At 65.8% G+C, this 19707-nt stretch carries 13 protein-coding genes; 6 read left to right on the top strand and 7 right to left on the bottom strand.

From position 1 onward, the window contains the following. Nucleotides 1-47: 47 nt before the first annotated feature. From V6M50_RS12540 to V6M50_RS12560, 5 genes are all read left to right on the top strand, one after another. Nucleotides 48-2906, top strand: coding sequence for a TonB-dependent receptor (locus V6M50_RS12540; RefSeq protein ID WP_332818904.1), 2859 nt, complete (start codon nt 48-50; stop codon nt 2904-2906). Between the two features lie 82 nt (nt 2907-2988). After that, nucleotides 2989-3735, top strand: a complete 747-nt coding sequence (locus V6M50_RS12545; protein ID WP_332818905.1) for a FadR/GntR family transcriptional regulator — start codon at nt 2989-2991, stop codon at nt 3733-3735. A gap of 19 nt (nt 3736-3754) precedes the next feature. Continuing rightward, nucleotides 3755-4546, top strand: coding sequence for a 2-keto-4-pentenoate hydratase (locus V6M50_RS12550; RefSeq protein ID WP_332818906.1), 792 nt, complete (start codon nt 3755-3757; stop codon nt 4544-4546). Continuing rightward, nucleotides 4543-5562, top strand: coding sequence for a sugar kinase (locus V6M50_RS12555; protein ID WP_332818907.1), 1020 nt, complete (start codon nt 4543-4545; stop codon nt 5560-5562). Before V6M50_RS12550 ends, V6M50_RS12555 begins: the two co-directional genes overlap by 4 nt. A gap of 55 nt (nt 5563-5617) precedes the next feature. After that, nucleotides 5618-6373 carry a helix-turn-helix transcriptional regulator gene (locus V6M50_RS12560; RefSeq protein ID WP_332818908.1) on the top strand — a complete coding sequence of 252 codons (756 nt, stop codon included), beginning with the start codon at nt 5618-5620 and terminating at the stop codon, nt 6371-6373. A gap of 551 nt (nt 6374-6924) precedes the next feature. Here V6M50_RS12560 and V6M50_RS12565 read toward each other — a convergent pair. The 7 genes from V6M50_RS12565 to V6M50_RS12595 form a co-directional block, all read right to left on the bottom strand. Next, nucleotides 6925-8217, bottom strand: a complete 1293-nt coding sequence (locus V6M50_RS12565; protein WP_332818909.1) for an Nramp family divalent metal transporter — start codon at nt 8215-8217, stop codon at nt 6925-6927. Nucleotides 8218-8304: 87 nt separating this feature from the next. Continuing rightward, nucleotides 8305-9138: a sulfite exporter TauE/SafE family protein gene (locus tag V6M50_RS12570; RefSeq protein WP_332818910.1), complete on the bottom strand. Its 834-nt coding sequence runs from the start codon at nt 9136-9138 to the stop codon at nt 8305-8307. Further along, a complete protein-coding gene (locus tag V6M50_RS12575; protein WP_332818911.1) occupies nt 9099-10679 on the bottom strand; it encodes a TIGR01244 family sulfur transferase in 1581 nt (526 codons plus the stop codon). The genes V6M50_RS12570 and V6M50_RS12575 overlap by 40 nt, the downstream gene beginning before the upstream one ends. A gap of 40 nt (nt 10680-10719) precedes the next feature. Then, nucleotides 10720-11649 carry an MBL fold metallo-hydrolase gene (locus tag V6M50_RS12580; RefSeq protein WP_332818912.1) on the bottom strand — a complete coding sequence of 310 codons (930 nt, stop codon included), beginning with the start codon at nt 11647-11649 and terminating at the stop codon, nt 10720-10722. Between the two features lie 99 nt (nt 11650-11748). Next, on the bottom strand, nt 11749-14532 hold the full coding sequence (locus tag V6M50_RS12585) for a M14 family metallopeptidase (RefSeq protein WP_332818913.1): 2784 nt from the start codon (nt 14530-14532) through the stop codon (nt 11749-11751). A gap of 189 nt (nt 14533-14721) precedes the next feature. Next, nucleotides 14722-16176, bottom strand: coding sequence for an amidohydrolase family protein (locus V6M50_RS12590; protein WP_332818914.1), 1455 nt, complete (start codon nt 16174-16176; stop codon nt 14722-14724). 241 nt (nt 16177-16417) lie between these two features. Next, nucleotides 16418-18217 (bottom strand): amidohydrolase family protein, encoded by a 1800-nt coding sequence (locus V6M50_RS12595; protein WP_332818915.1) that lies wholly within the window; start codon nt 18215-18217, stop codon nt 16418-16420. A 201-nt stretch (nt 18218-18418) separates the two neighbouring features. Between V6M50_RS12595 and V6M50_RS12600 the strand changes: the two genes are divergently transcribed. Continuing rightward, on the top strand, nt 18419-19705 hold the full coding sequence (locus V6M50_RS12600; RefSeq protein WP_332818916.1) for a dicarboxylate/amino acid:cation symporter: 1287 nt from the start codon (nt 18419-18421) through the stop codon (nt 19703-19705). Nucleotides 19706-19707 lie beyond the last annotated feature (2 nt).

A 19707-nucleotide genomic window follows, 5' to 3' on the forward strand; every position in this document is an offset into this window, starting at 1 on the left:
TGTCCGACCACATTGGTCATAACAGAATCGACCAAGGGAGAGAGATTGTGAATTCTCACACGCAGACCCGGCTGCGCACGCTGCGCGCCGCCTTCATGACTGGTGCAGGGTCGGCTCTGCTGACGATCGCCATGCCCGCCGCCGCGCAGGACACCCCGGCCCCGCAGGCCGAGGGAGAGGAAGACGCAATCATCGTCACGGGCATCCGCGAGACGATCCAGAATTCGATCAACACCAAGCGCGCGGAAACCGCGATCGTCGACGCACTGTCGTCCGACGACATCGGCGACATCCCGGCGATCTCGGTCGGACAGGCGATCCAGACGATCACCGGCGCGACGACGCACCGCGAAAAGGGCGACGCGTCCGAAATCGCGCTGCGCGGGCTTGGCCCCTTCCTGTCGAACGCGACCTTCAACGGCCGCGACGCAACGAACGGCAGCGGCGACCGCTCGGTCAACTTCAACCAATTCCCGTCGGAACTGGTGAACAATATCAAGATCTACAAGACGCAGCAGGCGAGCCTGGTCGAAGGCGGTGTCGCCGGCACGATCGAAATCGGCACGCTGCGCCCGCTCGATTTCGGCAAGCGCCGCCTGCAGGGCGAGATCAAGGCGCAGTACAACCCCTATGGCGACCGCATCACCGGCCGCGAAGGCGGCGTCGGCTGGCGCGGGACGCTGAGCTATGTCGACCAGTTCGCGAACGACACGATCGGCATTGCGATCGGCGTCCAGCGCAACGATACGAACAACCCCGAAGAAACCTACGCCGCATCGACCACCTGGACCGCCTGCCAGGCCTCGCCCGTCATCGCGAACAACAATTGCGACGAATATACACGCGCCGAATATGCGCAGAACCGGCCCTTTTATCTCGTCCCCAACGCCTACACCTTCCGCCAGATCAGCGAGAGCGACAAGCGCGACGCGGTGTTCGGATCGATCCAGTGGCGGCCGTCGGACCAGTTCAACATCAACCTCGACGTCCAATATTCGGACCGTACCTTCGTCGAGAGCCGCCGCGACCTCAACCTGTCGGAGGGCCGGTTTGGCCTGACCAACGTCGTCTATGATGAAAATGGCATCGTCCAGAGCCTCAATGGCATCAGCTCGCTCGAATCGAACGGATCCGAACTGTCGCGGTCGGAGGAATATCTGGGCGGCGGGCTGTCGGTCGAATGGCAGCCGAGCGACCGGCTGACCGTCACGCTCGACGGCAGCTATTCGCGCACGATCCGCAAGGAGATCGAACGCAATGTCCGCCTGCGCACCGACCCGACCGACGTCAACGGCGTGCGCACCGTGTTCAACAATATGCGCATTCCCTATACCTATTCGATCACGCCGGGCAGCTTCGTGCCGACGATCACGATCGACCCGCGCTTCGACCTAAACAATCACAATCTCTTCTGGGACGACGCGCGCTTCCGCCGCGACGAGAGCAAGCGCCACAACGAAATCTACGCCGGGCGCTTTGACGTCGCTTACGAGATGGACGGCTTCCTCAGCAAAATCTCCGCCGGCGGCCGCTGGTCCGAGCTGACCTTCCGCGATTATGACATCCGCAACGGCGACTTTAACCTCAATCCCGCGATCGCCGAGGATCGCCGCATCAACAATCTGTGCCGCCAGGCCTTTCCGCAAACCGATTTCCTGTCGGCGGCCAAGGGCAACAGCATCAACAGCTGGGCAACCTTCGACGTCGACTGCCTGTTCCGCGAATATATGGGCGCCGAGGACCCGGGGCTTCCCGCCGACACGCGCTCGGTCGCCAACCGCGACGTCACCGAACGCACGCTCGCCGGCTATGTGATGGCCGAATATGATGCCGATCTGGGCAATATGCCGGTGCGCGGCAATTTTGGTGTCCGTGTCGTCAAAACCGACGTCACCTCCGATGGCCTGCGCAGCGACCTCAGCATCGTCACCAATCCCGACGGCACGATCCGCCTCGTCACCTCGGGCGATTTCGACACCGTGACGATCAAGAGCCGGAACACGCGCATCCTGCCCAGCATCAACGCGATCTTCGAGGTCGCGCCGAACACGCTGATCCGCGCCGCGGGCTATCGCGCGATGTCGCGGCCCAATCCGAGCGCGCTCGGCGCCGGACGCACGATCCTGCTCGAGGATGGCACCAGCTTCACCTCGATCGAGGATGCGATCCGCAACATCACCGCCAACGGCAGCCCGCGGCTCAAGCCGTTGATGTCGTGGAACGCCGACCTTGCGTTCGAATGGTATCCGAACAAGGACAGCCTCCTCTCGGCCACTGTCTATTACAAGCAGTTCTCCGGCGGCTTCCAGCCGGTGGTCTTCAACGAGGATTTCACGATCGACGGCCAGACCGTGTCGATCCCGGTGACCCAGACGCGCAACAGCCCCGACAAGTCGCGCATCTATGGCCTCGAACTGACCGCGGCGACGCGCTTCAGCTTCCTGCCCAAGCCGCTCGACGGTTTGGGCGTCAAGGTCAGCTACAATTACGCCAACTCCAACTTCAAGACGCAGGATATTCGGCTCGGCGACGTCTATGATCCCGTAACCGACACGGTGACCCCCGGCATCATCCCGCCGGCGAACCTCTCGGGCTATTCGAAGCATGTGCTGTCGGCACAGGCCTATTATGAACTCGGGCCGGTGTCGCTGCAGGCGATCTACAATTATCGCTCGAGCTATTTCCAGGATTTCGTCGGCGGCAACAGCCAGCTGCGCTATGTCGGGCCCAGCGAAACCGTCGATTTCCGCGCATCGCTCGACCTGATGCCCGGCGTGTCACTGCGTTTCGAAGCGCTCAATATCTTCAACGAGCCGAAGGCGACCTATATGCCGGTCTATGGCAGCAGCCGTCAGTATCATTATTATGGCGCGAAATATTTCGTCGGCATCCGGGCGCGAATCTAGACTAAGTTCGGTCATGGGCTTCAAACTTGTCATACCGGATTGTATGGACTCCATAGCGATCACGCGGGGAGAAGATTGAACCATGGCCGAACGACGCCTTTTCGAAGATGTCGCCGACACGATTCGGCGCCTGATCCTGGACGGAACCTATCCGCCGGGAACGCGGCTGCCCGGCGAGCGCGAACTGTCCGAACGCTTCGAGGTCAGCCGCGTCACGATCCGCGAAGCCGAAATCGCGCTGCAGGCGACCGGGTGGATCCACATCCGCACCGGCGCCGGCGCCTATGTCGAGGCGCAGCTTCCCGGCGCCAATGCGATCCTGCCGCAGGTCAGCGCCTTCGAACTGACCGAGGCGCGCTCGCTGTTCGAGGCCGAGGCCGCGGCGCTCGCCGCCCCGACCATCTCGTCCGAAACGCTCGAAAAGCTCGAGGGCCTGCTGAATGCGATGGCCGACGAAAAGGCCAGCGAGGATGAGATCAGCGCGATCGACCGCGAATTCCACCTGACCATCGCCGCCGCGTCGAACAACAAGGCGATCATCCATGTGATCGAAACGCTGTGGCGGATGCGGATGGAATTGCCCGAAGTGCGGACCAGCCATTCGATGGTGTGCCGCAAGGACAGCAGCGCGCGCCAGGCCGAACATGCCGATGTCGTCGAGGCGCTGCGCAGGCGCGACGCGGCCGGTGCGCGGCTGGCGATGCGGCTCCATTTCAACCGTCTGCTCGAATCGATGCTCGACGAGACCGAAGAGCGCGCGCTTGTCGAGCTGCGCCAGCGCTCGGCCGAGAGCCGCGAACGCTACCTGCTCAGCGCCAAGCTCGCCTGATGGTCCGCGGTCCGCAGCCATGAGCGCGCCGCTGGACGCGCGGGACGCGGTCGCCGCCCTCCTTGAAGCCCGATTGTCCGGCCATGCGCTGACGGGTTTCCCCGCGCCGGTGCCCGCAACGCTCGCCGACGCCTATCGGGTCCAGCGCGCGCTCTGCGCCGCGCTGGGCAGCCCAGTGCTCGGCTGGAAAGTCGGCCGCATCCCGCCTCCCCTGATCGATGCCCTCGGCGCCGAGCGACTCGCCGGTCCGGTCCTGCGCTGCACCGAGCTGACAGGCGAAACGCCGGGCGACGCGCGCGTCTTTGCCGGCAGCGCGGGCGCGGTCGAGGCCGAGGTGATGCTGCGCCTCTCCGCCGTTCCCGGCCATCGCCTCGGCCCTGACGACGACGCGCGCCCCTATGTCGACGACATCCGCGCGGGGTTCGAGATTGCGAGCTCGCCCGCCCCCGACGTCCATGATCAAGCGCCCTTCGGCATCATCGCCGATATTGGCATCAACAACGGCCTGCTCCTCGGTCCGCGCCTCGACCCCGCCGACTTCGACCGGCTCGACGTCGCGACCGAAATCGACGGCGTACAGGTCGGCACCGGACGCCCGTGCGACGTCCTCGACGGCCCCTGGGGCTCGCTGCGCTTTCTCGTCGACCTGCACCATGACGGCGTCATCGGGCTCGAGCCGGGCCAATGGATTTCGGCGGGCGCGGTGACGGGCGTTCACCCGATCGTCCCCGGCCAGTCGGCAAGCGCGCGCTTCGGCGACGCCGTCCGCATCGCTTGCACCGCAATTCCAGAGCCTGGATTCGGATCATGATCGCCTCCGGCAAGACGATCGCCTGCTTTGGCGAAATCGTCATGCGGCTGAGCGTTCCGCACGGCGAACGGCCGCTGCAATCGGCGCGCTTCGATTCCTATGTGGGCGGGGCCGAAGCCAATGTCGCGGTCGCGTTGTCGGCGCTGGGCCACCCTGTCGCGATGATCGGCGCTGTCCCCGCGGGAGCGGTCGGCGACGCTGTTGTCGACCGCATGCGCAGCCACGGCGTCGATACGGCGAATATCTCGCGGCCCGCCGGCCGGATGGGTCTTTATTACCACCTGCCCGGCGGCCCGATGCGGCCCGACGAAGTCGTGTACGACCGCGCCGATTCGGCCTTTGCCACCATGTCTCCCGCCGAATGGGACTGGGATCGCCTGCTGTCGGGTGTCGGCTGGCTCCATGTCTCGGGCGTCACCCCCGCGCTGGGCCAGCGCAGCGCCGACGCGACGCTGGCGGCGGTCCGCGCCGCGCGGGCGGCGGGGATCGGCATATCGTTCGACGGCAATTGGCGCGGCCGATTATGGGAGCGCTGGCATAAGGATCCGGCGGCCATATTGCGGCCGATCGTTGCCGAGGCGACGGTGCTGTTCGGCAACCACCGCGATGCCTCATTGCTCCTCGGCCGCGAATTTTCGGGCGAAGGCGCCGATCGCCGACGCGACGCCGCGCTCGCGATGCTCGAAGCGTTCCCGGCGCTCGAATTCATCGCATCGACCGCGCGCCATATCGTCGACCCGGCGAGGCACGAGCTCGCCGCGCGGATCGATGGCCGCGACGAGCATGCCCAGACAGCGACGGCGCTGATCGCCCCGGTCATCGACCGGATCGGAACCGGCGATGCCTTCGCCGCCGGCATATTGGACGCCCTGTTCGCGAAAGGGACAATGGCGGCGGTGGCGCAAAATGGCCTCGCCGCCGCGGCGCTTGCGCACGGCATGCGCGGCGACTTCGCGCCGCTTTCGCGCGCCCTTCTCAAAGGCGCCTCGCCCACCGCGGGCGATGTGACGCGCTAGCTCGTTTTCGGCATTCCCGCGTGCGGGGCAGAGCGCGGGTGTCTATAGTCACGCCATGAACAGCAAACGCTCCGTCGTCATATCCCCCGAATTTACGAGTTTCGTCGGGCGCGGCCCTTGCGATCTCGCCAGCCTGCCATCGGATGCGGTGCTCCTCGGCTTCGGCGACATCGGCGAGCCGGCGGTCATGATGCTCGCCCATGACGACCTCGGCGACGGCGCCATCGACCATCTGGTCGTGTTCGCGATCAGCCGCGAGGCGTGCCGCCGCCTGTTCGATAGGCTGCCCAAGGCGGAAGGTCGCTGGTATCTGCCCGCCGACCTGCGCGGCCTCGGCCGCGCCGTGGTCGCCGTCGATGGAGACGGCCCCGCGCCGACCATGCTCCGCGCCGCGCGCAGCATGGAATTATTGTGCCAGCTTTTTGCCGCGCTCGAAGCGGATCGCATGGTCGAAGTCGGCGGCGCGACGACGCTGAGCGAACAGGATATTGCGCGCGTCGCGGCGGCCCATCAACTGGTGAACGAGCGCTGGCAGGAGAAGTTGACCGTCAGTACCGTCGCGCGCCGGTGCGGCCTGAGCAAGGTCAAATTGACCCACGGCTTCCGCCAGCTGTACCAGTGCACCGTTCCCGAGGCGGTCAGCGCGCGCCGGCTGGAACATGCGAAGCAGCTTCTTGCCCAGAGCGACCTCCCGATCTCCACCATCGGCTATCGCTGCGGCTATTTGAGCAACGCCAGTTTCACCCGGGCCTTTGCGCGCCGCTTTGGCATGGCACCGACCGAAATGCGGCGCCTCGAAATGACGGCCTGAGGCGCGGCCGGGCCGAAGAAACCGATCTTTTCCGGGGTATTTATCGCCCCTGAAGGCGGTGGTGGACAGGGCTGGATTCGAACCCGTCTGCATCGCTTGTCGATGCGGGCCAGCGAAAAGAAGCTGGTTCGACACGCGATCTTGGAAATGGTGGCAGGGCTTGTATCGAACCCATATATTAAATCATTGATTTTGAATTATTTTTATTTCCAGGAAGAATTCCTGTCCCCACACTCACCCCCACATTTCTGACGGTCTAACGCTTGTTCGATTAACAAAAAAGATAAGCTGGATCTGGTTTGGGGTAAGCCTTGGCCGGCCCAGGCAGGCATTTTCGGGCACAGCGATTGAAGGCTCGGCCCCAAAATCGGGCCGCCTTCAATCCATTCCGCATCGCTCGTTCGCCACCTATTCCGATGGAATGTCGGAAGCGACGAATTGCCGATCAGCACGCCCTCCGAACTCGCCGGGTTGACCGGGCCTAAGAAAACCAGCCGGCGCATCGCTGCGCCTCCTACCCGTGTCCATTGCCCTCCCTCATCCGAAGACGGCTAAAGCATCGACCAAATCTGATGCACGCAAAGGACAACGAACAAGATCGAGGCAAGCGCAAGCAGCAGGTTCGAGAGCCAGCCCGACCGCCACTCACGCGGCACCGCGCGGCCATTGAGGAGCCAGACGAGCGTCAGCGCGAGGAACGGCATGAAGAAGGCGCCGAAGGCGCCATAGGCGATGATGAGCGCGAACGGCTGGCCGAGCGTGAGCAAGATCATCGGCGGGAACGTCAGCCACAGCACGTAAAAGCGGAAGGCGGGGCTCGTCTCAAGGTCGGTGCGGTCCCCCGCCGCATGGGTTCCCCGCAAGTTGCGCACGAAATCGGCGAACAGCAGCGAAACGCCCTGCCATACACCGAGGATCGAAGAAAAGGTCGTCGCGACGAAGCCGATGAGGAAGATGGTCGCCACTCGCGGCCCGAAGCGGTCGGCGAGCACTGCCTCGAAATCGAGCAGGCCGCGGTCGCCGCTCGCGAGGCTGATCTGCGCCGCGTGCAGCAGTTCGGCACCGACAATAAGCATCGCGACGACGAAGATACCGGTGACGATGTAGGCGATGCGGTTGTCGAAGCGCATCATGCCCATCCAGGCAGGCGTATCCCAGCCCTTGGCGTTGACCCAATAGCCATAGGCGGCGAGCGTGATCGTGCCGCCAACGCCGCCGATCAGGCCGAGCGTATAAATGACCGATCCGTCGGGCAGACGCGGCACCAGCCCGTCGATTGCCGCGCCGACATCGGGAACGACGAGGATAGCGAGGCCGACGACGACAACGAACATGATACCGATGAAGAGCTTCATCGCCGCTTCGAAAATCGCATAGCGATTGAGCAGTACGAAGGCGGCGCCGAGCAGGCCGGACAGCCCGCCCCACACCCAGAAAGGCAGCAAGCCCGGAAACAGCGCCGACAGCGGCAGCGCCGTCGCACTCATCGCGGTACCGCCGTACACGAAACCCCAGAGGATGATATAGATGCCGAAATACCAGCTCGTCCACCGGCCGAGCGAGCGCCAGCCTTCGAGGATCGTGGAGCCGGTCGCGAGATGATAGCGGCCCGTCGCCTCGGCAAGCGCGATCTTGACGATGCAGCCGATGACCGCCGCCCAGAGCAGCGCATATCCGAAGCGCGCACCCGCGACGAGCGTCGCGACGAGATCGCCCGCTCCCACACCTGTTGCAGCGACCACGATGCCGGGTCCGACGAGTTTCCAGCGCGCAAGGCCGCGTGGCGGTGCGTCGCGTCCGCTGCCCCAATCGGGCGCGGCAGAGTCAGGGTGGGGCACGGTCATGACAAGGCCTCTCCGTCGTCCGAATGTCGGGGCTGCACGCCTCTACCGCGAAGGCGAGGTGCGGCATGGCGCCGGACCGGTGGGACATCAACCGCCCGTACCGGCAAGAAGCGCACTTGCGCTGCGAAAGAGCATATAGGCCGCGACCGCGAAGATCAGTCCGGCGAAGATCGCGGTCAGCGAGCCGCGGCTCGACAGCGTGCGGGCGGCGCGCGCGCCCGCGATGCCTCCGACGAGCCCGCCGGCGATGAAAACCCCTGCGAGCGTCCAGTCGATCAGCCCCGATACGGCGTAGCTGAGTGCCGTGGTGAGACCGAAGGCGGTCACCGCCACGAGGCTGGTGCCGACGGCGTTGAGGATCGGCATCCGCGTCGATGCGATGAGCCCGGGCACGATCAGAAATCCGCCGCCGATCCCGAAGAAGCCCGAAAATCCCCCTGTGCCGAGACCGTAGCCGAGCACCTTGGGCGCATTGTGACGATTGCAGGCCGCCCCTTCCACCCCGGGATTATTGCGTCTGCGCAGCATCAGCACGCCGACGCCGAGCATCAGCAGCGCGAAGAGGAAGAGCAGCTTCTGACCGTCGATCGCCTTGCCGATCGTCGACCCGGCCACCGCGCCGACAATGCCGCTCCCCGCATAGAGGAAGCCGCAGCGCCATTTGACCGTGCCGGCGCGCGCGTGCTGCGCGAGCCCCGAGGCGGCGTTGGCGGCGACGGCAAGCGCGCTCGTTCCGATCGCCACATGGGGGCTGGCGACGCCGACGAGATAGACCATCAGCGGTACCGCGAGGATCGAGCCGCCGCCGCCGACGAGGCCGAGCGTGAAACCGACGATGCCGCCCGACAGGCCGCCGAGCAAATATTGGAGCGTATCGAGCGTCACCCGCCCGAACCGATCGGCCGCGGCGCCGCGAGCCATTCGCGGCCGCGCAGCATGCCGTGCCAGTAGACGGGCGGCAGGATCTTCGCCTTCAGAAGCCAGGAAAGGCGCGAAGGCCGCGTCCCCTCAATCAGCCATTTGGGGAAGGTCGGGAGCAATTTGCCGCCATAGCCGAATTCGGCAAGCACGATCCGCCCGGCCTCGACGGTAAGCGGGCAACTCCCATAGCCGTCGTAGGCGGCCACCGGCCCCGCGCCGTCGAGCGACGCGAGCACGTTGAGCGCGGCGACCGGCGCCTGCTTGCGCGCCGCCGCCGCGGTCTTGGCGTTGGTGGTCGCCGCGACGTCGCCAAGCGCGAAGACGTTCGCAAAGACGGGGTGACGGAGCGTTGCCTCATCGACCGCAACGAAGCCCGAGGGCCCCGCTAGCGGACTCGATGCGATGAATTCGGGTGCGACCTGCGGCGGCACGACATGGATCATGTCGAAGCGTTCCTCAACGCGGCGAACCGCGTCGCCGCGGCGCTGTTCGAACAGCGCTACCTTCGCTGCGCCATCAATCGCCACGAGCCGCGATTCGAGCTGCAGGTCGATACCATAGCGCGCAATATAGCCCTTGAGCGCCGGCACATAGGCGGCCACGCCGAACAGCGACGGCGTCGCGGTATGGAATTGCACATCGGCCTGCCCGAGCAACCCGGCGCGCTCCCAGCGATGACACGAGAGATACATCGCCTTTTGGGGCGCACCTGCGCATTTGATCGGCATCGGCGGTTGGGTGAAAAGCGCCCTGCCCCCGCGGAACCGGCGCACGAGACGGTCGGTGTAGGGGGCCAGATCATAACGATAGTTGGACGTCACGCCGTCAGCGCCGAGCGCTTGGGCGAGCCCCGGGATGGCTTCCCAGTCGAGCTTGAGGCCTGGGCAGACGACGAGCGCACGGTAGCCGATCACTCGACCGCCGGCGAGCGTGACCCGATCCAGGACGGGGTCGAAGGCGGTCGCTTCATCGCGGATCCATTCGGCGCCCTTGGGGATCAGCCCCGCCTCGCCGCGCCGCGTCGCCTCAGCGGCGAAAATGCCGCCGCCGACCATGGTGAAGCCCGGCTGGTAAAAATGCTCCTCGCTCGGCTCGACGATCGCGAGCGACACGCCTGGACGACGGCGCAGGATGCTCGCGGCCGTCGCGAGCCCTGCGCTGCCGCCGCCTATCACGACGACATCGTAGCGGGCGACCTGGCCGTCCGCGCCACGCGCCGCCGCCATGTCAGCGAGCTGTTCGGAGCGCGCGCCCGAGCGGCAGTAGGCGAGCACCGGCCCCGGAAGCTCGGCGAGCGCGCGCGCCATCGCGGCCGCATCGGTCTCGCCCATGCGGCCCGGCACGACGGGGATGTGCGAGAAGCGAAGACCATGCGCCTCGGCCGCAGCGGCGATGTCGGCGGCCACCGGCTGGCCCGCTTCCTCGCCGTCGGGGCGATTGCAGACGATCGAGCGGACGCCCGACGCGGCGAGCCCGGCGACATCGGCGGGGTCGATCTGCGGCGACACACGAAGCATCGGATTCAGGGTCCTGATAGTCATAATCTCTCCGTTCGCCGGGGTCATGGGGGGCCGCCGGCGCTTACAGCCGATCGACCGGTATCTTGAGATAGGCGACGCCATTGTCCTCGGCGGGCGGCAGACGCCCGGCGCGCATATTGACCTGTACCGCGGGCAGCAGCAGTGCGGGCATCGACAAGCTGGCGTCGCGCGCGCGACGCCGCTCGACGAAGTCCGCTTCGGAAATACCGTCGCGCGCATGGACATTGGCGCTGCGCTGCTCGGCAACGCTGGTTTCCCAGCGATGCTCGGTGCGGGTGGAGGTCAGATAGTCATGGCAGAGGTAGAGTCGCGTCTCGTCGGGAAGTTCGAGGATGCGCCGGAGCGAGCGGAAAAGCTGCGCCGCGTCACCGCCCGGAAAATCGGCGCGTGCTGAGCCGTAGTCGGGCATGAACATCGTGTCGCCGACGAAGACGACGTCGCCGATCGCATAGGCGACGCACGCTGGGGTGTGCCCCGGGACGTGGAGCACGGTGACCGGGAGCTGGCCGATCGCAAAGCGCTCGCCGTCCGCCCAGAGTCTCCCGAAGTCCGACCCGTCGCGGCGGAACTCGGGGCCGGCGTTGAAAATATCGCCGAACACCGTCTGGACGTCGCGGATATGCTCGCCGATCGCGATCGTGCCGCCGAGAATCTTCGCGAGCCAAGGCGCCGCCGAGAGATGGTCGGCATGCGCATGGGTCTCCAGGAGCCAGTCGATCGCGATGCCGGTCTCGCACACATAAGCGACGATCGCTTCGGCCGACGCCGTCGAGGTCCGCCCGGAGGCTGCATCATAGTCGAGGACGCTGTCGATCACTGCGCCGCGCATCGTCGCGGGATCGTGAACGACATAGGAGATGGTCGAGGTCGCGGGATCGAAGAAGCCGCGCACCGCGGCGGCGCCCTTCGCCCCGCCCGATATCTGCTCCCGCGCCGCCGCGAGCGCGAGGTCTGAAACCCGATCGCTCATGACGCTTGCGGCCCGAGATGCGGGCGCGCCGGATCGCAGCGCCCGCGACCGCGGGCGGCGGAGACACCTCCCTCGTCCATCCGTACGCCGGTTGTCGCCTCAACGTGCGCCATGGCTCGCGCCCAGATAGATGGCGTTGAACGGGAACTTGAACGCGCCATGCGTCTGCGCGCGGAGCGCAACCTCGGGGCCGATAAGCACAATCCGGCCCTTGCCGCGATCGACCTCTACGATGGCGGCCGCACCGTCGAGGCGGTCAAGCCCGTGCGCCCAGCCGCTCTTGAGTTTCGGCACGCCCGCGAAGCGCACGGGTACCTGCACGCCTGCCGCGCCAGGCTTCAGCTTCCACACCGGGCTGTCGTCGAAGAAGAGATCGACCTTGTCGGGCATGCCGTAAGCGAAGGGCGAGGCGCGATCGACCAAAGCCTCGACGAGCGCTCCCGGGACATAGAATTTGCTGCGCGGAGGGCGCGCCGTTTTGCCGTCGACCGTCTCGGCGACCGCATCCTCGACCGGCAGGTCCATCGCCTGCGCGAGCGCCTGCGCCGCGCCGCCCATCGCGATCAGCGAGCCGCCATCCTCGACAAAGGTTTTCAGCGCCGGGATCGTCTTATCGGGGGTCACCGTACCGAGCCAAGCGCGGTATTCCGAGGGAATTTCCTCGGGCTTCGGTTGCTTGTCGTCGCCGCGGCCGCGGAACATGCCGTCGCCGCTCGCGCGCGCGGCCTGAAGCTGGAAGGCCGCGTGCGGGAGAATGACGACGTCGAAATCCTTGCGAAGCTTTCCGGCGTCGAGCTGCTTGGGATACACGATCGTGAAGGGAAATTCATGCTGGTCGAAAATCCAGCGCATCCAGCCCGTCGGCATCAGTCCGCCATAGAGATCGACGAGCGCGATCCGCGGCCGCTTCATCGCGTCGCGCTCGCCAGTCGGCGCCGATGCCGCGCGTTCGACATTCAGCCCGAGTTCGGTCGCTGCCGCCTCGACGATGCGGGTCGCCGCCGGGCTCACGGGCACCCAGAGCGCGCCGGGTTCGGCCGCGGCGCCTGCAACGGCCACCGGCTGCGACAACCAGGAGACGGACTGCCCGGCCTTCAGCAGGCGGTTCGAAAGAATGAAGCTGTTGTTCGCGCCATGTCCGACGAGATATCCCGCCTTCCCGTCGCCGACGATCCGTCCGGGGCTAGCCGAGAGCAGAGTCGAAATGCGCTCGGATGGGACATCGAGCGGATCGAGCACGCGCTCGAAACCGACCCCCATCTGGAAGGCGGGGGTATAGCCGGTAGCATCGGCGGGCGGGATCGGCGGGCCGCCAGGATATTCGAAATTCTCCGGATAATCCTGCGGCTCGAACATATCGAGGATATGGGGGCGGTAGGCCTGCGCGGTGCGCACGAAATAGGTGCCAGCGGGCCAGGACTTGCCGTTGGCGGCGAACGGCGCGCTCGCGCGATCGACGTCGACCCCGAGCTTGATCAGCGCGTTGAGGAAGCGGATCGCGGTGGGATAGTCGCGCTGACCGGGATCGATGACATAGGCGCGCGCATCGCGGTTCGCCGGATTCTTCATCACCGCGTCGTAGAAACGGGGATCAATCGAGCTGCTGCCGCGGGTACGCGTCGCGACGGGCTTGGCGCCGGTCGCGGCGGAGGCGGCATGCATTTCGGCGATCCGCGTCGGGGTCATCGTCCAGCTGTCCACGCTGCCGCGCGCGATGGCGTTCGCGCCCATGCGATAGATGTTGAAGAGCAGCTTTTCGCGGTTCGCGGCGGCATAGCTCAGCACCGCGCGGTTGATCGTCATGCTGTATTCGAGCGACTGGCCGATATGCCATTTCTGCGGCGCGATCGGCGCCGGCTGATTGTTGCCCGGCAGCTGGCGCTCGGGGACGAGTTCGATGTCGATCGGCACCGGTTTGCCGATCGTCTCGGTAAGGATACCGATTGCATTGTGGAAATAGGAGATCGAGCGGAGGTTGCCGTTGTACCAGGTGTCGTAATGCGCGCCGTCGCGCGAGGTGCCGCCGCGCTTGCCCTCGGCGAGGAGGCGTGACTGCATCGCCGCCCCGACCTCTTCGAGGCTCGTCATCACGAGCGGATCGAAGTTGAAGTTGAACGGGTCACGGAACGGCGGAATGAAGACGACGGTGCCGGCGGGGCCAGTCTGGTGCTGGTTGAGCACGACCTGCGGGCGCCAGTCGCGAAAGAGGACGCGCGTGATATTCTGCGTCTCGGGCATCTCGGCCATGTAGAAGTCACGGTTGTTATCGTGGCCGACATAAGGGTGATAAAGTTTGGGCAGGCTTTCGAAGCCCGCCTCGCGCTTGGCCGGATCCTTGATCCGCATATACCAGTTGGCAACGAGCTCCTGCCCGTCGGGATTGTTCGCGACGAAGAGCATGATGACATTGTCTCGGATGCGCTTCGCCTCGGCGTCGTCGCTGTTCACAAGGTCGTAGACCTGCTGGATGATCGCCGAATGGGTGAGCGTCTCGCTCGCGTGGATACCGCCATCGACCCAGATCACGGCCTTGCCCTCGGCGGAGAGCGTGCGCGCCTGTTCGTCGGTCAGCCCCTCGGCGCGACCAAGCCGCTCCGAGATATCCTTATACTTATCGAGCATTGCGAGAGTTTCGGGCGAGGAAACGATAGCCATGAGCTGGCGCCGCTTTTCAACGGTCGGGCCGATATCGACGAGCTTGATCCGATCGCTGACCTCGGCGAGCCGCTTCCAGTAGGTCGCTGTCTCGCTATAGCTCGCGACATAGCGGTCTTCGCCCATGTCGTGTCCGAGCACCTCCTTCGGCGTCGGGACGGGGCCCGCGATCGCGGCGCTCGTCGTCGTCAGCCACGCGAAGGCGGCGGCGGCGGCCAGTCGTTTCATAAGTCGGGACCCTCTTGGTTGATTGTCGGCGGCCAGCGATCAAGCGCGGTGGCCTGATCGGGGGCTTTCAGTCGAAGCAGAAAGACGCGCGCGGTCTCGTAAAGCGCCAGTTCGAACCGGCCAGCGTGAGCCTCGGAAGCATCCTTCGCGCGCGCCTCCGCCAGACTGCCGGAAGGGAGAAGCGGCGTATCACTTCACCTCCGCCGGGGGCGAGGGCTTGACCAGCGGGGTCGAGACATGGCGCGGGACAACGAGCACGCCGTCCCGGATCAGCCACTGTCCATTCTTGATGACCTGCTCAACCGTCGCGAGATCGTCGAGATTCTCGTCGGGACGTCCGCCCACGATAATGATGTCTGCAAGCTTGCCGGGTTCGATGCTGCCGAGCTCGTCGCCCATGTCGAGGAGGCGGGCGTTAACGATCGTTCCCGCCTTCAGGGCGTCGGTCACCGAATAGCCACCGCGCACGAACCATTTGAGTTCGGCGATATAGCTGTTCGGAACCATCAGGCTCGCATCGCCGATCGTGTCGGTGCCGACGCCCATGATGATGCCCGCGGCCTTCATCTTCTTGAACTCGTCGAAATTGCCCTGGCTGGTCATGGTGAAGCGGCGCGAAGTCGAACCATAGAAGCCGCCGGCGCGGTCGAGCAGATTTTGGTACACCTGCAAGGTCGGCACCGCGGCGATCTTCTTCTTCGCCATCTTGGCGATCGCGGCGTCCGAGCGCGGCAGCGGATGCTCGATCATGTCGATGCCCGCGTCGACCGCCATCTCGGTGTAGATGGTCTCGCAGTCGCAGGTGACCTTGAGCCCGAGCAGATGCGCTTCCTCGATTCCAGCGCGCACCTCGTCGGGTGCAAAATGGCTCGCGATCTTGATGACGCTCGCGCCTTCCTTGAATGCCTTGCGCACCATGCCGCGCCAGGCGTCGGGACCATCGACCTCCTTCGCATAATCGGGGCCATGGCTGGGGATCACGGGCCGCTCGGTCGCGTGGCCTCCTGTCCCCGTGATGATCCAACCCGCCGCGAACACACGCGGCGCCGGGATCATGTCGGCCGCGCTCCACTGGCTGAGCAGGAACGGCGCGTTGCTGACCCCATTGAGGTCGCGCACCGAAGTGAAGCCGGATTCGAGGAAATACCGGAGATTACGCTGCCCGCGCAGCGTCCCTGCCCCTTCGCTGCCCTGCTCGTCGAACGGCGAGGCGCGGTCGGGATAGGTGACATGGGTGTGCATGTCGATGAGCCCCGGCATCACGGTCTTGCCCGCGGCATCAATGATCTTCGCGTCCGCTCCCCAGCCCGTCGCATCGGGCGGGAGCACGGCCTTGATGCGATTGCCCTGGATTACGACCGTCGCAGGGCGCACGCCGCCACTTACCGCATCGAACAGCCGCCCGCCGCGAATGACGAGCTCGGGGCCGGTCTCGGCCACGGGCTTCATGGGGATGCGGACGGGATCTTCGCTCGTCCGGGCATCGGGCCCGAGGAACGGGCGGCGGTCGTTGAGCTTGGGGACGGGCTCGCCGGCGGGCGCCTGCGCGGCGGAGGCGGCAGAAAGGGAAAGAAGAGCCGCTGCGACCGTGACCCCGAGAGAGGTCCTCGCCAGAGACGGCTGGAGGGACAGTTTCGCTTTCATGGCAGGCGGCGGCTCCTTTGAATTGAGAACGGGCCCTTATTTCGACCGGAAGGAGCCCCCTCGTTGGTTAAGACGCAGCCCGTCGGGATCACCCCACCAGGCATTTTGAGTTTATGCTATTTCTTTGCCATGGTCCCGCGGGGCCGCGCGCGCATGCGCAACGATATCACATGGCGGTTTCACCGTGGCACGCGCCCTTCAGGCACACACCCCGCGCAGGAGGCCCGTCGCGAGCGCCGCGTCAGTAGAAGCCGAGATTGTCGATTTCGCCCCAAGCGCTCGCTCCGGCATCGCGCTGAACGACGACCCCGACCTGTACGAGATCGTCGCCGCGCCAGGATGGCGCGTCGCCGCGGCCGGGCTTGGTCGCGACGAGCGCGCTGAACGGCACGCGCAGGTCGGACCAGCCTTCCTTCGCCTCAATGGGGGCAGTGAACTCGCCGGCGAGCGTGTTGACGACGACGAGATAGCGGCCGGCGCCGCGCATTTCGAGCCGGACGCCTGCAAACTTGCGCGCATCGACCGGACGCACCGAACCGCGGCTCAAGGGCACGAGAACGCCGCCCTCGGGCTTGTCCTTGAGCGACATCTGTACTGCGAAGGCAAGCGCCGAGCCGTCGCCGCCCGCATGGGTGACGCGGTTGGAGACCACCGACGAGCGCTCGACGCCGCCATCCATGTCGGTGAGGCGGAGCGTGTCGAGTGAGCTGCGCCCATCAGCGCGCTCGAAATCGTCGATCAGAGCCGCGGCGGGCACTGCAGGCAGCGTGGTGGCAAGGTTGCCCGCGGGCAGCGTGACGCCGCCGCCATGGACGAGCTTGCCGTCGACATAGACGCGGTCGACCTTCTCGACGTCGCCGATGGTTTCCCAGGGTTTGCCGTCGATCAGGACGAGATCGGCGCGCTTGCCCTTCTCGATCGTGCCGCGGTCACCTGCGATTCCAAGTGCGAGCGCGCTGTTCGACGTGCCCGCGAGCAGCGCGGCCTTCGGCGTCAGTCCGGCCGCAACGAGAAGCTCCATTTCTTGGAGCGTCGAGATGCCGTGCTTTGCGCCGCCGATGCCGGCGTCGGTCCCGACCGCGATCGTGACACCTGCGGCGTGGAGATTGCGGACATTCTCCTCGGCATAGCCGTATTTGCGGATGCGCAGCCGCGTCGCGGCATCGTCCTTGCGTCCGGGACCCATTTCGTCGGGCTTGAGCTGATAGATGGCAAGCGTAGGGGCATAGAAGGTGCCTGCCTTCTTGATCTGGGCGATCGCGTCGGCGTCGAGCACCCCGTCCTGGATGCTGTGCGCGATCACGTCGATGCCGGCGACGGCCGCGAGCTTGCCGCGCTCGACGGTCACTGTGTGGGTGAGGACGCGCTGGCCATGTTTGTGCGCCTCGTCGGCGAGCGCGGCGAGCGTCTCGACATTCATCGAGGTTTCCTCAGGTAGCTGACCGTAGCGCCAGCCGTCGGCGAACGCCTTGATATAGTCGGGACGGTAGGGCTGCAGCGCCTGCACCTCGCGGCGCGCGCTCTCGGCGGTTGCGACCCATTTGGTGGTGTTGGTGTCGCCCCAGTCGGCGCCGTGCCCGCCCGGCGTGCTCATGCGCGCGACGAAATTGACGTGCGGCGCATAAATGTCGGCAAGCCAGGCGCGGCGCGGAGCAAAGGCTTCGGGCTGCTGGTGGAAATCATTCACCGTCGTCACGCCGCTCGCGAGATAGGCGTTGGCGATCTGCGGCAGCGTGCCGGGCGAGCCAGCGGGACCCCAATGGGTATGCACATCGATGAAGCCCGGCAGCAACGCCTTGCCATCGGCGCGCACGACCTTTGCGCCCCTCGGAACCTTGACGTCGGAGCCAACGGCTTCAATCCGCCCATCGCGCAGGACGACGGTGCCGCGATAAGGATCCTTGCCGGTAGCATCGAAAATCGTTGCGCCAGTGATCGCGACGAGGCCGCCGCCCGGTTCGGCGAGCACCGACTGGCCCGCCCAGCCAAGACCGGCGGCGATCGCCGTTCCCGCTACAAGCATCTTCCGAAAACTGGCCACGCGCGTCTCCTCGATTGTCTGGATGTCCCCTGCACTGCATTGACGCAGCGGCAGCGCATATCCCCACCATGTCGTTCGGTCCGCGCCCGCCATGTCGCAACAAAAAGCGCTTGTCGACCGGATTGCCGCTGCGGAACCTCGCCGCGCCTGCGTCTCTGCTTCCTGTACGCCCCCGCCGGGGCGAAGCCGGAACGGACAGACATGAACAGAGTTTTCGCCTTCATCCTCATCTTTGCCATGATCGCCGGGATCGCAGCGGGCTGGTTTGTCAATTCGCATTACCCGGGCGCGCGCGCGGCCGAAATCGCCGAAAATCTTTCGATCCTCACCGACCTCTTCCTGCGCCTGATCAAGATGATCATCGCGCCGCTCGTCTTCGCGACGCTCGTCGCGGGGATCGCGCATATGGAGGACGCCGCCGCGATCGGCCGGGTCGGCGCGAAGACGATGGGCTGGTTTATCGGCGCCTCGATCGTCTCTCTCTCGATCGGGCTCGTCATGGTTCACCTGCTCCAGCCAGGCTCGAGCCTCGCGCTCGCGCTGCCGACAGGCGATGCGGCGGGGGTCGTCGCGACGGGCGATTTCTCGCTCAAGCAGTTTGTCACCCACCTCATTCCACAGTCGATCGTCCAGGCGATGGCCGAGAATGAGATCCTGCAGATCGTCGTCTTCTCGGTGCTCGTCGGCTCGGCGGTGGCGGCGATCGACGACAGGGCGCCCGCGGTGCTCGCGCTCGTCGAGCAGGTCGCCGCGATCATGCTCAAGGTGACGGGCTTCGTGATGAAGACCGCGCCAGTCGCGATCTTCGCCGCGCTCGCCTCGACCGTCGCAACACAGGGTCCCGGCGTACTCGTCACCTATGCCGGTTTCGTCAGCGGCTTTTACCTGTCGCTCGGCGTCCTCTGGCTCGTGCTTTTCCTCGCTGCGCTCGCGATCATCGGACCGCGCGCGCTAAGCCTCTTCCGCGGCATTCGCACTCCCGTCCTCCTCGCCTTTTCGACCGCGAGCTCCGAGGCCGCCTATCCGAAGACGATGGAAGTGCTCGAGAAGCAGGGGGTCAACCGCCGCATCGTCTCCTTCGTGCTGCCGCTCGGCTACAGCTTCAACCTCGACGGGTCGATGATGTATTGCACCTTCGCGGTGCTCTTCATCGCGCAGGCCTATGGCATCGACATGACCATCGGCCAGCAGATCACGATGCTGCTTCTGCTCATGGTGACGTCGAAGGGCATGGCCGGTGTCCCGCGTGCCTCGCTCGTCGTAATCTCGGCGACACTCGCCTATTTCAAGCTGCCCGAGGCTGGGCTGCTCCTGATCCTCGCGGTCGACCATCTGCTCGACATGGGCCGCTCGGCGACCAACGTCGTCGGCAATTCGGTCGCCGCCGCGGTCATCGACCGCTGGGAAGGCCGGCGCATGGCGCGCGAAGCCGCTGCCGGTGACCCGGCCCCCGCCGAACAACACCCCTCTCTCGTTACCAAGGAGTAATC

Source organism: Sphingopyxis sp., from assembly GCF_036675685.1.
In the GTDB taxonomy this organism is placed as follows: Bacteria; Pseudomonadota; Alphaproteobacteria; order Sphingomonadales; family Sphingomonadaceae; genus Sphingopyxis.